This is a genomic window from Acinetobacter sp., from assembly GCF_045628685.1.
Lineage (GTDB): Bacteria > Pseudomonadota > Gammaproteobacteria > Pseudomonadales > Moraxellaceae > Acinetobacter.
Genome location: NZ_JAZQPV010000008.1, coordinates 1 through 13,653, shown reverse-complemented (window position 1 = coordinate 13,653; position 13,653 = coordinate 1). Strand labels below are relative to the sequence as shown.

The following is a 13,653-nucleotide window of genomic DNA, read 5'->3' as shown; positions in this document are numbered from 1 at the left end:
CCGTGGTTTTACGCGCGATAGCGGAAAAGTGGTTGACCGAATTGAATGACTTCACCATTTTTCACTAAAATTTCTTCAACTACACCGCTTTGAGTCGCTTCAATCGGGTTCATGATTTTCATGGCTTCAATGATGCCCAAAGTATCACCCGCAGAGATGGTTTGACCCACTTTAACAAATGGTGCTTCGCCAGGGCTTTGTGCAGCATAGAACACCCCAACCATTGGTGAGGTTTCTACAGCACCGCGTGGCGTTTTTGCTACAGGTGCCGCTGCTGGAGCAGCAGTCATGGTTGGAACGCCTGCCGCAACCACTGGATTGCGACGAGTTAAGGCGATAGATTGATCACCTTCTTTAACTTCTATCGCTTGTAAGTCAGATTCAATCATCAGGTCGATGAGTTTCTTGATTTTACGGATATCCATGAGACAGTATTCCTAATTATGATTGCGTAGAAAGTTGAATTTTTTCGATGGCATAATTCAGTGCTGCGGCGTAGCCCTGAGCACCTAAACCGCAAATTACGCCAACGGCTTTATCGGACAGATATGAATGGTGTCTAAATGCTTCGCGAGCATGGACATTCGATAAATGAACTTCAATAAACGGGATTGCGACACCAAGAAGGGCATCACGTACTGCAACAGAGGTATGTGTCAATGCGGCAGGATTGATAATGATGAACTGAATGCCTTCTTGTTGGGCTTGATGAATTCTGTCCACAATTGCACCTTCCCAATTACTTTGGAAAGTATCTAATAAAAGAGATGAATTTTGAGCTTGAGCGATGAGCTGCTGATTAATATCTTCTAGGGTGAGATGTCCATAAACTTCAGGTTCGCGTTTACCCAACAAATTTAGATTCGGTCCATGAATAACCAAAATGGTCGAGCTCATTCAGCTTGCTCCAATTATAAGTTTGCAAATTCACTTTGCAAGATGTCAGCAAAGTTTGCGTATTATGGCATATATTTCCACATTTTTATTATGAGCTGTTTGAATCAATGCGGAAGCTACGTGTCAAAACTGAGCTATATAATGAAAACTTTGCAAGGAATTGGCAATGTTAAAAAATGACATTTTTTATAATTATTACTATTTTTTACATTGTAAACTGAATTGACCAAAACAGTTCATTTATTTTGTGTAACCGCTAGGGCTGAATCATGGATAGTTAGAAGTTCTTGCCAACAGGTGGTATAACGTGGAGATCGGTAATGCTGTTTCATTTGCCATGCTATACTGGTGGAATGGTAACCAACTTGTATACAGTCTGAACCGTAGCGTTGCTTAATTTTCAATAAGATTTTCATCAAATCATTACGCTGTTGAATCAGTTCTAAGGGCTGCCATAAGTCATGAATATGCTGTTGCTTGGACTGCAGCGCCGTAAACATCACTTCAACTTTGACATACTTTTTATTTTCTTTAAATAAAACATCTATTTGCTTTAATGCTGCGTGATTTAAAATCAGTAAATCATCTGTAGCATATTCAAGTCCTACTGCGTGGGAAGTACTCTTTTTGTAGGGTGGATGGGGTATTTTTTCATAGAGCGCAACATGCACACATGCGCAAAGTTGCTGTTGTGCAGTTAAGCGTTTATAAGCACGGTTTACATGAAAAGTAAGGGCTTGTTTTATTATGGGATTCTCGCTTAAAGCTGAAGCAAAACTACGAGAGGACAGGATTCTTTTTGAAGGGATTGCAGGATCATCCAAGGCAATACAGGATTGACCTTTTAGCTCACGGATAGTGCGTGCAATGAGCACCGAGAACTGCTTGGCAAGATGATGTTCATTGGCAAAAGTTAAGTCATAGCTATTATAAATTTCATAATCTTGAAGTTGCTTGCTGATTTTACAACCAATACCCCAAACATCTGCTACCGGTGTTTCTTGAAGCAAGCTTTCATAACTGCATAAATCTAAGTTTGGTAAAAAGCACAGTGACTGAAAGCCGGTTCGTTTTTTCGCAAAATGATTCGCCAGTTTGGCTTGGGTTTTGGTAACACCAACGCCTATACAACAGGGTAAGCCAATCCATTGATTAATCGTGCTGATTAAATCATGGCAGTATTGTTCAAGATCCAGGTTTTTTGCATAAGGCGTTAAGCGGATAAAGCATTCATCTATAGAGTAAGGTTCCAGATCATCTATATGAAAGTATTGCTGCAAGATTAAAAAGAAGCGCCGTGACATATCGCCATATAACGCATAATTGCTTGAAAATACTTTTACTCCCCCCTGTAAAGCCTCTTGCTCAATTTCATACCATGGAAGAGCCATCCCAATGTTTAAAGCTTTGGCTTCATTACTGCGGGAAACCACACAGCCATCGTTATTGGAGAGCACAACCACAGGTTTCCCATTCAGTTGCGGGTTAAATACGCGTTCACAGCTCACATAGCAGTTATTAATATCTATTAAAGCAAATAGTTGTTCTTTCATTATTTTAATCTTGATTTTGTAACGTTATCAAGTAATCATAAAGAGATGATTAAGAAAACTCAAATTAAAAATTTATGAATAATCAATAGGGCATCCTATGAAGAGCTTTAACCTCGTGTAAGCTTCAGTTTAATTCGGGTTAATAGCGTAAAGCTATCCAAGAGTGAATTACTACAAATCAATAAATTAATATTTTGAATATTACAATGAATCAAGTCGATACAGTTTGAAGGTTGGTGAAATGAAAATATGCGCTAGATTAGTAAGAGTCGTAATTAGTACGGCATATCCCTAACAACTAAAGGATGGATATGGAAATGGCTAATCAACAATCCAATCAACAAAATGACAATCAACGTCAACAACAGCAAAATAACCCACAGAGTGACAAACAGCAACAGCAGCAAGGTGGGAAACAACAGCAACCCAATCAACAGCAGCAAAAAAATCCTCAGCAACGCTAAGGGTTAAACAAAAGCCTCAAGATTATCTTGGGGCTTTTGTTTATCTTATTAAAGGTCAGATGCTTTGCGACAATCAAAATACTTATTTGACTAAAGCTTTAGTCAAATCGAAAAGCCCATTTTTAGTACACTTATATAATTTTATTATCGTAATTTTTTTAAAATACAGGTTACTACTCCCCAAATAATTAACTGTTCTTCATTACGTAGATAAATATCTGGATATTCCGGATTTTCTGCTTTTAACCAGATCTTGACTTGAGCATTGTTTTGCTTCTCTATCATCAAGCGTTTTACAGTAAACTCATTATTGATTAAAGCTAAAACAATATCGCCGTGTTCTGCGTTTAAGCTACGATCAATGAGAATCTGATCATCTATATCTATACCTGCATTTTTCATCGACAAAGAATTTACCCGTAATACAAATGTACTCAGGGGGTTATGGATCAAGTATTCATTTAAGTCGATAAAGTCTTCTGTGTAGTCTTGAGCAGGAGATGGAAAACCCGCGGCAACCGATTCCAGAGGATAAGGGATATCTAACTGTGTTCGGATTTGAATGGGATGCAGTTCAATATTCTTAATGCGATCATCTTCAGGCTTTGGCTGTAACCATGCCTTGATTTCCAGCACTTTAGATTCTGGCACACGCATGACCACCGTTTTTTCTTGATACTGGGTTTTTCGCCCGGAATTTTTGCGTCTGCCGCCGTGACTATGCTTTATTATCGTGGGATCTTTAGGTTTCATTGTTATTTCTTGATTTTGTAACTATTTCAAGTTTAACAAAAAACACTGAAAATAAAAAGATTGCCTACATATTTAGGATCTAGGATAAAATGTCTTATTCAGCTCAATTTACCAAGGTATAAGCCATGAACCAGAAATCTCCATTAGAAGAATTAATCGCAGAACAAAAGCTATTATGCGAGGAATTTGATTCTGCTTATATCAAAGTCAGTGGTGACGATGTTGTTGCGGTTGCTGTAGATACCTTAAATCAGGAGCCGATTGTCGGGATTCGTAAAAAGCCTGAAACTGAAGAAAATGTCGCTTGGTTTATCTATGGTGGGGAAATGGGAGAGGGTGAAGATTTTTTTCAAACCATGACTGTTCGAGAGTTACAGGATATTTTGCCTGAAGTCCTTCCGTACCTGGCTTTGGCTGAAGGTTTCCGCTTTATGATTGATCGTGAAGATTATGAAGATGTATGGAAAGAAGGCCAAGTTTAAGTAAGAATCAGCCGATCAAATTGATGATATGAGCCACTGAATAAGTGGCTTTTATTTTATTAAGCACCGAGATCAGAAATTAACAGTATTTAAACTACTGAGGTATGCTACTTTCTAGTAAGTCACTTCATCGCTTTTAAATGAAACTATATGATTAAAGGTTGAATTGAGTCTGTCTACCCATGCATTACATTTCTATGTTGGTGTATAAATAGACAATTATTGTAGTATGTTAGTATAATACGAAAATCCACCTTGTGTAACGGGAGTTGTTCTATGACAGCTTATACCATCATGAAAGCAGGTAAATATGAGGATGAGATGATTCCTAAACTTGCTATACATGCATTTCGTCATGCCTTTAATAAAGCATGTTCGGTAGCGACGGTCGTTTATGTAAAAGAACAGCAACTGCTACAACGTGAAGTTAATGGACATCAAACCGTGATTCAAGACTTATCGAACGCTTATGTGAGTGTTGATCATCTTCCTAAAGTTTTAAAACGTAAGAGAATGCAAGAGGCAGCTGTATAACTTAATGCCTCAACCAAGAATAAGGATGTTTGCCGGTCCCAACGGATCTGGAAAGAGTACAGTCAAGGAATATTTGTTGCCCCATCATATAGGGGCTTATTTAAATGCTGATGAATTAGAACAATATCTGAATATCCATCATCAACTAGATTTGGTGGCTTATCATCCGGCCTTAATAGCAAAAGATTTGCTTCATTTCCTTAAACAGAAAAAACGCCCTAATGCTGGACAGTTATTTCCTTTACTGAAAAGCGAGCCTATTTTATTAGATAATGGAAACATTCAGTTTGATGCAGCAGAAATAGATTCCTATCTCTGCGCACGTATTATTGATTATATTCGCCTAGAATTTTTACGCTTAAAGATCAGTTTTACTTTTGAAACGGTAATGTCGCATATTTCTAAAGTAGAGTTTCTGCAAGAAGCCAAACGACAGGGTTTCAAAACCTATTTGTATTATGTTTCAACTGTTGATCCGATGATTAATATTGCCCGAGTCAAGTATCGTGTCAGTGTCGGCGGACATTCTGTACCTGAGCAAAAGATTGTGGAACGTTATTATCGTAGTATGGATTTACTCATGCAGGCTGTAGATGCCAGTGATCGAACCTATTTATTTGACAATTCTTCAGATGGTGAAAAAGCGGCATTTATTGCGGAAATTCAATCTGCAGAAACTTTAAAAATGAATCCTGAAATTCAACAATTACCATGGTGGTTTGCAAAAAAAGTCCTTAAAGATTTTACAGATCAATAAGATTATATAAATGTCCTGTTTAGAGTCTATAGAATGCTTTTAATATCCTATATTGAAACATCAAAGACGCTCAATAATATAATTTTCAGGGTTTAATCAGTTTAATTTGATTAAATCTTAGACATAAAACTGAGTCGTTATCCCCTTATGGTAACAGTATTTTTTTGATCTAAATTTATGGTTTTAATGGTATTTATTTAAAATCTAAACCTGCTTTCACGTACGGCTTTCTATTTACCTTCTTAGGCTTATCCGTAAGGGTGGTATTTGTACGTTAACAGTCGTATTTCCGGAATCAATACAATAAATAGTTTGATTGCTCCGCTATTAAACCCTCAAACGATATTGAATACCCCTGCAATATAAGTTTTTATTCGGTTTATTTGTTGTGCCGTTTTCTATGACATGCTGCAAACTTCCGCTATTGAATTAATAGGCGAGTCCCTTGATGCTAATTGTTGTAAGGTCTAAGGGGTGGACACGTATGAGTTGTGGTTGTACACGGGAATTGTGGAATAAACGGCTGTCTAAGTGTTGAAGGGTCGCAAAATTAACATTTGTCATGTTAGGTGCAATCGCCGTGGCATTTATTCTGTTTCGAAGGGAAGTGCATAATCAGGCTCTCAAAACAGCATATGTATATATAATTGATTTTAATAAAAAATAAGATATATTCTAAGCTGGTATTCAGCAGTGTGATCTTTGGGAATCGGTTAGGTTAGAATTGCTGAAATCTATCCTGTGCTCAGCCTGACGTTAATTGGCATGGGATATATTATCAAGTGTTTAGTTTATTGCCGTCAGATATATGAGCATGTTAATTCAGCGTACATTGATGGGGGAAATTCATGAGGAAATATCCGCAGGTTCAGCATGATTTGATACTCAGACCAAAACTTTTAGTTATGTCCTCACAGATATTACAAGTTCGCGATGTGCCATTATTGATGAAATAGTATTCTAAATTAGAATATACCTTCAGACAGGGCTAAAACCATCACAAGCCGAGATTTAAATGGGCTGTATTCTTAAAATAGCCTAAGCAAATAATAAAATATACGCCTAGATGTTTAAGCTATCTAAGGGTAGGAGAGACTTTGTTTATGACTGATTATAATAAGCATGGCTCACTATGATTTTCCGAAGAGCGGTGCAGCAAACACCATTACTTATATTAATGATCAACAGAAAGGCTGAATTTTTAGAAACTCGAGACCTCCATAATGCAATATGGCCTATAATTAAATAAATACAGAGTAGGTAATTTTTCTATTTTAAATGCAAAAATTCATTTTTATTAGGGAGTTGGTAACGGTTAATTATTTATTAAATTTCAAATACATAAATGATAATAAAAAATTAATATTTCAAATATTTGTTTTATATAGAGTTTATTTGAAGAGAGATACCGGGCATTAATCCAGACTAGACTCCAATACCGCTCAACAGCTATCATTTATGAAGATCTAAAATAGCCTAAGTAGATTTATAATTTTATAAAATGGCAATTGATTAAATACCTATTATCATCAAAAATAAGCTAACTTAAAAATGTCTGAAAAAATATGATTTTAAATTATCAAATTCATCTTAATAAAACCCTTACCGAAAAAACACCTCTGGTTTTTATTCATGGTTTATTCGGTAGTCTAAGTAATTTAGGAATATTGGCTCGACATTTTTCCGAGCAAAGAACCGTGATTCAACTTGATGTACGTAATCATGGTCATTCTGGTCATAGCGCAGACTTAAATTATCAGCTTATGGCTGAAGATGTACTTGAAACTCTATCTAGTTTAAATATTCAAAAATTCGTTGTGGTAGGGCATTCCATGGGCGGAAAAATTGCCATGAAGTTGGCTGATTTAGCACGCGAACAGACTGAAAAGCTGATCGTCCTTGATATTACACCGATCCAATATCATGAAAGTCATCATACTGAAATTTTTAAAGCCTTATTCGCAGTGCAACAAGCCAATGTTACTTCACGGCTTGAAGCAGCAAAAATTATGCGTGAATATATTTATGAAGAAATGGTGATTCAATTTTTATTAAAATCCTTTAATAAAGGTCAGTGGCTCTTTAATGTTCAGGCTTTATTCGATCATTATCCAGATATTATGGATTGGGAAAAGGTCGAACAAATCAATCAGCCTGCATTATTCCTGCGCGGCGGTAACTCTTTTTATATCTCAAAACCTGAACATTTTGAGGCAATTAATGACCAATTTTCTCAAGCGAAAATTAAAGTTATCGAAAATACAGGACATTGGCTACATGGCGAAAAGCCAGATGAAGTGATCAAACATATGCAGACATTTCTGAATTAATTAACTATTAAAGCTAAGGCTAAAATCTTTATACCTATAGTTGACCTTCATGTATCAGCTGATGTACCACTTCAGTTGTTTTCTTTAAACCAAGCATACGATATTCAGTATGTCCGAAATCTTTATTCCAGGATTTAATGCCAGCGGTTTACCATTTAAATACTTAAATTTCAGTTAATTATGATGATAAGTAAGACCTTGGATGACATAGTAACTGCTGTAAATAAGGTTGATAGCAAGAAAATACAGATTATTGGACATACTAATAGTTCTTCAGGTGATGCCAATAAAAATAAAGTACTGAGCCAACGGCGTGCAAATATGTATTGATCAACTAGATCTATTAGCTTGAAGATCGTAGGAAAAATCCCAGGATTGATAAAGTGCTTTAAAGCCTATGTTGCTTGAGCAACATAAAAGCATAATTTCGTATAATGTATATTATGTTAAATAGATAACAACTGATAATAAGTTCATTAATATTGATGTCCGAAAAAGCTAATTCTGAAATTTTCGGCTACAATTAAAGTTAAAAATGAAATCACACCAAAATTAAAGCTAAAAATGAAATAAAGTCCACTTGGACAAAATTTCAAAATAAGCTTTATAAAAAGAGTCAGCCCAATTCTACTGAATTGGGCTGACATTCTTGTATCGCCTGCGTACAAGAGAAACGCAACTGAAAAGGATTTTTATGACTTGTATATTTTACTTGTCTAAAAATTTAGACCGTTTCTCCCACTTTCGAAACATAAGCGAGTTCAACCGACATATACCAGATCAACACAAAAGCCAAACATCACTAAAGACTACTTGCTAAAAACAAGATTAATCAATTGTTTAACAGCCTACAAGCGTTAGGTACAAATTCATTGAAATTAGCCTACCAACGCCTAGGTAGTAAAAATAATAATTAAAAATCAATTAGATATGAGTATATATTTTTGATTTTTAAAAATTATAGAATTTCGTGCTGTTTAAATAGTGCCGTAAAGAAGTCTTTGACCACAGATGTCGCATTTTCTTCGGGTGTATTTTGATCATTATAGAACTCCGCACCACCAAAACGATAAACCTCATAACCTCTTAGACGTAAGTCACGGTCTACCCTGACCATTTCAGCATAACGTTTGGTATCAGCACGACCATCTGCATGTGCATAATGTTGTTTACCATCAATTTCAATAATGATACGTTTTAGATTCGGTAAAACCATGAAGAAATCAATGCGTTGTCTAATTCTGGTTTTTCCATTCGGAAGGTCTTTAGCAGAAATTGGGTCATACGCCACATAAACTTGCGGAATTAGTGCGGGTAAATTTTCACCTAATTCAGAGTAAAAGTTCTGGAAATATGCTTTAAAGAATAGAACTTCAGGTTCTGAATCCAAAGACTCAATCAGACGTTTTTTGAGAGAAATTTTCGAATCTAAATTGTAATCATTCCACCATTCTAATAGTTCTGACCAATTCAGACTGTCTTCTATTTTCTGGTCATAGATAAGTGCTTCGCCATCATTAGCAACTAAGTTAATGTCACCATCAATAACATCAGTGATTCCAAAGTTTGGTTTAACACCTTTTGCTCCAAAAATTAATCTTTGTGGAACTTTATTTGAAATTTTTCTAACTTCGACAAATTTATAACGGGTACGATATTTCGACTTTTCTTTGTCAGGCACTAATCCACAGTAATCTTTATTCACTATATCATTGAAAATTTTGACTAATTTTGAATTTTCTTCTTCTGTTCTAAAGTTGGGGTCTAAAATCTCTAAGATTACTTTTCTAAAGCTACGAGTAGCACAGGTATAAGCACCAACATATTCAAACAACTCATCCAATGACCATGCATTTAGATTATCGACAAGCTCAATTAATTGATTGAATTTTGATGGTTTGCTATTTTTACTCGTATAGTCTTGATATTGTGAAATATAAAAATATTTCCTTAAAAATTTAACTCTTGAATCTGAACCACAAAAATATTCAGGTAAATTAGCAATAATCTCTTTACGTGAGTCTAAACAAATAGCGGGTATGTCATCATCATAAAAAAACATAACCATATTATATAAAACGGGTTCTGGCATTTTTTTAGACATATCTAAGCAGAACTTTAGACAAGTTTGCCAATCCAAAGAACTTAAAATATTAGCAATGCTATTACTTGTAATTTCTATCTTCTTATTATATAGACTAAACCACTGATCAAAATGACCAGAATTGTGAGTAATACCTATAAGACCACCCAAAGTATTAATATCATTTTTAAACACATTCAGCCAAAAAGCCGCAGATTTTATTAGTTCGCCACGTTCCATCACTATATCCGTTAAATTTCAAAATCATTTAAATTGGCTTTAAAAGCAACAGGTTTTAGTTTCTTTGGATGTCTTTCACCAAAAGGATCATTAAGCTCTATAACTTCAGGGTAAGAGTCTTTTTCCTCAAAAAAAAATACGATAGATATAAGCTTCTTCGCCTTTAGCTTTTAATACCTCGTACTCATTCAAGCTAAAGAAAAAATCACTTTCAGCTTTGGAAATTGTGGTTTTTACCTCAATATAGCGGGATTCACCATTGTAGTGACTTTCTATGTCATAGCCTGTTGCAACATCAGTTATAGCAATATGTTTAATGGCTTGTTCTAACTCAGCTTCAGTAATACTGCGATAGCTATCTTTAAGTCGTTTCTTCTCATACTCAATTGCAAATAACTCACCTTTTTTACCAATTTCAGAGTGGCGTTCGAGCTTTTTTAATAGATCTTCAGGAGATAATTCTTTCTTTTTCGAAGCAGTCGAAGCAGTCGAAGCAGTCGAAGCAGTCGAAGCAGTCGAAGCAGTCGAAGCAGTCGAAGCATGCTCGATTAATTTCTTATATTGTGTAAATTTTACATCAGAAATTACTAATACCTCTTTCGCTTCTTTTATACCTTGAATCGCCTTTAAAGCAGAATGAGCGTCTTCAGGCTTGGTGATCCTTATTTTATTAGACGTAAAAATACCTAAATCTCTAATATCACCAAAACTATAGGTAGTTTTTACATAAAATGTTGAACTAATTTTATTAGCTTTAAAAACCAGGGTAAAACCTTTATAAACCTCGTAGGCTATCAGTGGTTCATTCTTCTTGGCTATAGCGTGAAGAGCTTTACCACCACATAATTTATTTAAATCTTCAAATATTTCATAACTTTCGCGATTTAAAATTTCAGTTTTTAAAATTTTATCCTTTTCCTTACGATTCGGAGCATGAATTTCAACCTTAAACATCACACCCCCTCCACTGCATTTGCCATCAAAGCATCGGCTAAATGAAGTTTAGTTTTCTGTAATTTACTTTGTAAAGTTTGAAGCTGTTCAATCATAGAATAAAGTTGATTTACTTTCTCTACAATGCGTCTCTGTTCATCTAATGAGGGTAACGGCAACCAAATTTCACGAATTGTAGTCATTGATATGCTTGGTTGTGCAGTCGCTTTTAAAGATTTAAATATTTCATCTCTACCAATTGGACTATTCAAAAAAATTAAAAGATATTTAAGATCAGTATCAGCAAAAGGTTCGATTTTTGCGACATTCGGTGCTAAATGATATCTTTGTTTTTTATTAAAGATACAAACATCCCCAATACCCGCTCCGATAAATGTCATTAATAAGGCATCTCTATCTAAAGCACATCTTTGTAATTTTTTAGATGTTTCCAAATCTATGTACTTTAAACTGCTTTCATTCAACTCAAATGGCTTGACATTCTGAGCTCTAATAACAGGTACTTGTCCAGAATCTTCTAATTTCATATATTTTGTATATTCGAAACCAGCTAGTTTAGTAACAAATGCTATATCGTTAAGAAGTACTTTTTTCCAAGTTTCAGGAGCATCAAATTGTAATGAATCATCAACAATAATAGATTTAGGCTTTTGTATCTCCTTATTTTTGACTCTCTCATTCTTATTTTTTTCTATTCTTTTTAATAATGTAGCTACACTTTCATCACTTGGGTCTTGTTTCACCAATTTACCCATCACAGCAAGCTGTAAAATCGTTTGTTTTAACTGCTCAATGCTGTATTCTGTGCTAAATAACAAATCAAAGTTAGCCACAATGCGTTGCCAGTTGGCTTGAAACTCTTCGGCATCGTTTGATTCGGTTAAGGCTTTTAGCAATGTATCTACCAATGTGGCATGGGCATCACTGCTTAAAGTTTGCTGTTGCTCAAGCTGATCGCAAAGTTGCATCAGCTCATCCACTTTTTCAACAATACGTTGTTGTTCTTCAAGTGGTGGGATTAAAATTAATGCGGATCTTAATTTATCTTGTGAAATATTAACCTGACTTTCTGCCATACCAGATTGATTTTCTTTTAAGTAAATACAGGTAGGACCAAAATTTATGCTTAAAGCAAAAAACTTACCATTGATATAATTTGAATTGTATTTCAGCCTAATTAACTTATCTGAAATCATTAAATTAGGTCGAACATTCTCTACATAACAAGCTATACCAACACGATTATATGGTCCTGCTCTAGTTACTAGAATATCACCTGCTTGGACTTCGTATTCTTTTTTAGGGCTTAAGCTTTCAGGTAAGGCTTTATTTTCAAAAGCTAAAAAATAATTAGATTGAACAGCAGTTGTCTTTAAAACACCCCATTGATTATCGTTGGCAGGTTCAGATAAACATGCGGGACTCCAACCTGCATCCATATCAAATATTAAATTATTGATAATTGTTAGTTCCCAACCAAATGGAATTTCAGTATCACTTTCAGATTGAATATATTTTTTATTAGTTTTTTTTATTTTTCCTTCTTTGATTAGTTGTTTTTTATCTTCCTCAATCTTTTTGATTACTTCCGCAACAGAAATATCACATGGAATATGTTCAACCAATTTTCCTGTAAGTGCTAAATTTACAATGAGCTCACGAAGCTTTTGTACGCCATAAATCGTATCACTCGAACCCGAACTACGCCCACGCCCTGACTTTTTCTCAGTTTCCGCAGTCAGCCAAATATCTAAATGCTCTGTAATGAGCTGTTTTACATTGGTCATCTCATTCACCCTAAATTATTGGCTTAACGCTTCATCTAAAATCGTTTTAAGCTGATTGCGGATTTTGCAGATCTCAGCCTGTAAATCCGCATACTGCGCCAACAATTCCTCAGGGTCTTGGACTTCCTCTTCCACTTGATGCGGATTCTTAATATCTAAGTTGTAGTTACGATCTAAAATTTCTTGTTTAGAAACTTTCCATGCTTGTTCATTTTCCACACGACTGGCAAAACCGTCTGCTTCGTTGCCCCACCATGCTTTAATCGAGTCAAACTCTTTGAGCTGAATTGGCTTGGTCTTGTTATATGCCTTCACACCTTGCGATAATTGATGCTCATAGAACCAAACATGTTCGGTTGGCTTACCTTTAGTAAAGAACAGGATATTGGTGCTAATCGATGTATAAGGTGCAAATACAGATTTCGGTAAACGAATGATGGTATGTAAATTACAATCCGTCAGCAGCTTTTCTTTAATCGCTGTTTTAATGCCTTCACCAAACATAAAACCATCAGGTAAAACCACTGCTGCACGACCATTAGCTTTTAAAAGCTGAATCAGTAACACCATAAATAGATCAGCAGTTTCACGAGTCTGGAACTTTGCAGGAAAGTTTTTTTCAATGCCTTGTTCTTCCGTACCGCCAAATGGAGGGTTGGTCAGAATCACATCCACACGTTTATCTGCACCCCATGAAATTAAAGGATAAGACAGAGTGTTATCTCGGCGAATCTGCACTGGCACATCAATACCATGCAAAATCATATTGGTGGTGCAAAGCAAATGCGGTAATGGCTTTTTTTCGATACCAAAAATACT

Annotated in this window: 14 protein-coding genes; 6 read left to right on the top strand and 8 right to left on the bottom strand. The window is 35.4% G+C overall.

Features of this window, described 5'->3' with window-relative positions:
- Positions 1 to 8: 8 nt before the first annotated feature.
- The 3 genes from ACKI4H_RS01295 to ACKI4H_RS01285 all read right to left on the bottom strand — a co-directional run bounded on the left by ACKI4H_RS01295 (position 9) and on the right by ACKI4H_RS01285 (position 2,450).
- Positions 9 to 425, bottom strand: coding sequence for an acetyl-CoA carboxylase biotin carboxyl carrier protein (locus ACKI4H_RS01295; protein ID WP_407303339.1), 417 nt, complete (start codon positions 423 to 425; stop codon positions 9 to 11).
- A 16-nt stretch (positions 426 to 441) separates the two neighbouring features.
- On the bottom strand, positions 442 to 897 hold the full coding sequence (gene aroQ / locus ACKI4H_RS01290; protein ID WP_407303338.1) for a type II 3-dehydroquinate dehydratase: 456 nt from the start codon (positions 895 to 897) through the stop codon (positions 442 to 444).
- Between the two features lie 236 nt (positions 898 to 1,133).
- Positions 1,134 to 2,450 carry a Y-family DNA polymerase gene (locus ACKI4H_RS01285; protein WP_407303337.1) on the bottom strand — a complete coding sequence of 439 codons (1,317 nt, stop codon included), beginning with the start codon at positions 2,448 to 2,450 and terminating at the stop codon, positions 1,134 to 1,136.
- 317 nt (positions 2,451 to 2,767) lie between these two features.
- Between ACKI4H_RS01285 and ACKI4H_RS01280 the strand changes: the two genes are divergently transcribed.
- Positions 2,768 to 2,914: a hypothetical protein gene (locus ACKI4H_RS01280; RefSeq protein ID WP_407303336.1), complete on the top strand. Its 147-nt coding sequence runs from the start codon at positions 2,768 to 2,770 to the stop codon at positions 2,912 to 2,914.
- A 144-nt stretch (positions 2,915 to 3,058) separates the two neighbouring features.
- Here ACKI4H_RS01280 and ACKI4H_RS01275 read toward each other — a convergent pair whose 3' ends face one another.
- Complete coding sequence (locus tag ACKI4H_RS01275) at positions 3,059 to 3,667, bottom strand: LexA family protein (protein ID WP_407303334.1); 609 nt, start codon at positions 3,665 to 3,667, stop codon at positions 3,059 to 3,061.
- A 125-nt stretch (positions 3,668 to 3,792) separates the two neighbouring features.
- Here ACKI4H_RS01275 and ACKI4H_RS01270 point away from each other — a divergent pair, with 125 nt between their 5' ends.
- From ACKI4H_RS01270 to ACKI4H_RS01250, 5 genes are all read left to right on the top strand, one after another.
- Positions 3,793 to 4,149, top strand: coding sequence for a hypothetical protein (locus tag ACKI4H_RS01270; protein ID WP_407303333.1), 357 nt, complete (start codon positions 3,793 to 3,795; stop codon positions 4,147 to 4,149).
- 276 nt (positions 4,150 to 4,425) lie between these two features.
- Positions 4,426 to 4,683: a hypothetical protein gene (locus tag ACKI4H_RS01265; protein ID WP_407303332.1), complete on the top strand. Its 258-nt coding sequence runs from the start codon at positions 4,426 to 4,428 to the stop codon at positions 4,681 to 4,683.
- A gap of 4 nt (positions 4,684 to 4,687) precedes the next feature.
- Positions 4,688 to 5,440 carry a zeta toxin gene (locus tag ACKI4H_RS01260; protein WP_407303331.1) on the top strand — a complete coding sequence of 251 codons (753 nt, stop codon included), beginning with the start codon at positions 4,688 to 4,690 and terminating at the stop codon, positions 5,438 to 5,440.
- Positions 5,441 to 7,005: 1,565 nt separating this feature from the next.
- Positions 7,006 to 7,770 carry an alpha/beta fold hydrolase gene (locus ACKI4H_RS01255; protein WP_407303330.1) on the top strand — a complete coding sequence of 255 codons (765 nt, stop codon included), beginning with the start codon at positions 7,006 to 7,008 and terminating at the stop codon, positions 7,768 to 7,770.
- Between the two features lie 180 nt (positions 7,771 to 7,950).
- A complete protein-coding gene (locus ACKI4H_RS01250) occupies positions 7,951 to 8,100 on the top strand; it encodes an OmpA family protein (RefSeq protein WP_407303329.1) in 150 nt (49 codons plus the stop codon).
- A 628-nt stretch (positions 8,101 to 8,728) separates the two neighbouring features.
- Here the strand turns inward: ACKI4H_RS01250 and ACKI4H_RS01245 are convergent.
- The 4 genes from ACKI4H_RS01245 to ACKI4H_RS01230 form a co-directional block, all read right to left on the bottom strand.
- Positions 8,729 to 10,093, bottom strand: a complete 1,365-nt coding sequence (locus ACKI4H_RS01245; RefSeq protein WP_407303328.1) for a hypothetical protein — start codon at positions 10,091 to 10,093, stop codon at positions 8,729 to 8,731.
- A gap of 126 nt (positions 10,094 to 10,219) precedes the next feature.
- Complete coding sequence (locus ACKI4H_RS01240; RefSeq protein ID WP_407303327.1) at positions 10,220 to 11,047, bottom strand: DUF3883 domain-containing protein; 828 nt, start codon at positions 11,045 to 11,047, stop codon at positions 10,220 to 10,222.
- Positions 11,047 to 12,834, bottom strand: a complete 1,788-nt coding sequence (locus ACKI4H_RS01235; protein ID WP_407303326.1) for a restriction endonuclease subunit S — start codon at positions 12,832 to 12,834, stop codon at positions 11,047 to 11,049. The genes ACKI4H_RS01240 and ACKI4H_RS01235 overlap by 1 nt, the downstream gene beginning before the upstream one ends.
- 15 nt (positions 12,835 to 12,849) lie before the next feature.
- Positions 12,850 to 13,653 (bottom strand): N-6 DNA methylase (locus tag ACKI4H_RS01230; protein WP_407303325.1); only part of this gene is annotated, 804 nt, incomplete at its 5' end.